The sequence below is a fragment of the Microvirga zambiensis WSM3693 genome (assembly GCF_016735695.1).
GTDB lineage: Bacteria > Pseudomonadota > Alphaproteobacteria > Rhizobiales > Beijerinckiaceae > Microvirga > Microvirga zambiensis.
Genome location: NZ_JAERQD010000183.1, coordinates 1 through 1,476, shown reverse-complemented (window position 1 = coordinate 1,476; position 1,476 = coordinate 1). Strand labels below are relative to the sequence as shown.

Below are 1,476 nucleotides of genomic sequence, written 5' to 3'. Positions count from 1 at the left end.
GGCGAGCGGCGGAATTCTCGGCTGATCCCCATTCAGGCCGAGCCGGTCGCCGAGATAGGTGAAGAACGACAGCCGGAGCTTGCGGCAGGTCTTCGAAAGCCCCAGCATCACATCCCGTGCGACGCGGCCATCGGCGCTCATTGTGCCGCCGGAGATCTTGCGCTTGATCACCCAGGCGCGCAGGTCGTTCTCGGAGGCGTTGGTGTGCAGCGGGATCTCCGGCCGCTCGAGCACCCGCAGCAATTCGTTCTTCCTCCGCGCCAGGCGGGCCAGCAACTCGTCGAGGTCCTGGTAGCCCGTGCGCAGGCCAAAGATCCGGTCGAACTGTCGCTGGAAGGCCCTCTCCCCACCCGGGGCCGGGCTCTGCTTCCACAGCTTCAGGCCGCGGTAAAAACACCAGATCGCCTCGCGGACCAGCTCCACGGCTTTCGCCTGCTTGGGCGAGGCCGGCATCAGTTTCTGCAGATGCCGCTCGGCATGAACCCAGCACAGGGCATGCGTGGCAACCCGGAACTGCCCCGCATCGTCAGAGACCACGACGGTGTTCGCCATCAGCCCGTGATGCCGGAGCGCGCCCCAGGTGGCGGCTTCATCCAGTAGCTGGCGCAGAGGCCGGTCGAAGATGTTGATTGAGCACCGCGCCAGCCGCTCCAGCCAGTCCATCTGCGAGCTGAACACTCTGCCCTGGAGCTTCGTCACCCGGGCGATCACAGTGGCCTCGACGGATTGCGCCCGCAGATAATTCAGCGCGGCCTCGTTGACGACGTAGTCGTCGCAGCCACCCCGCAGCAGCGTCAGGAAGTTCAGGCGCGATTTCGACCGGCTGGTGCGGAAGACGCAAAAGCGTTCCCCGCCGATCTGCGTGGTCACCGCAGGACGGCGGGCATGGCGCGCACCGGTATCGTCGACGGTGATGTAAGGGGAGGAAACGAGGCCCGCCTGCAGGATTGCACGGTCTTCCTGTTCGAACAGCTCCAGATCTGAGGTGAGCAGACGCACGACCTCCCGCTTGGAGATCGCCAGGCCAATACCGTTCAGCAGATCGGTGAGCCGCTCGGTGGTCACTTGGCCTTGCGTGTGCAGGGCGAGACAGAACCGCCGCACATTGGGACCGAACCCGCCGGTGATGCCGGGCGGCAACGGCGCGATGAGGGTCTGCCCCTCGGGCGTCACCCAGCGTTCCCGCTTGTAGCGTACGACCTCGGCAGCCAGCACCAGATCCCGGTGCACCACCGTCTTGTAGCCTTTGAAGCGCGAGCCTGCCGGCACTTCAGCTCGGATCGCGACCTCGCGCGTGACCCGATCCCGTTTGGCACCACGGCCTGGACGCCGGCCCGGACCGGCAGGCCGCGGCTGGGTGGCTTTCTCCATTCCGGAGGGTTTGAACGGCGGGCGCGGCGGCAGGTGCTTGAGCCGGGCGATCTCGTCCTTCAGGGCCTGGTTGTCGCGGCGCAGGTTGCTGTTCTCGAGGCGCAG

1 protein-coding gene is annotated in these 1,476 nt (G+C 66.5%); it reads right to left on the bottom strand.

Features of this window, described 5'->3' with window-relative positions; all coding sequences use genetic code 11:
• The coding region (locus tag JKL46_RS36180) for an IS66 family transposase (RefSeq protein WP_246529748.1) at positions 1–1,476 on the bottom strand (1,476 nt) is incomplete at both ends.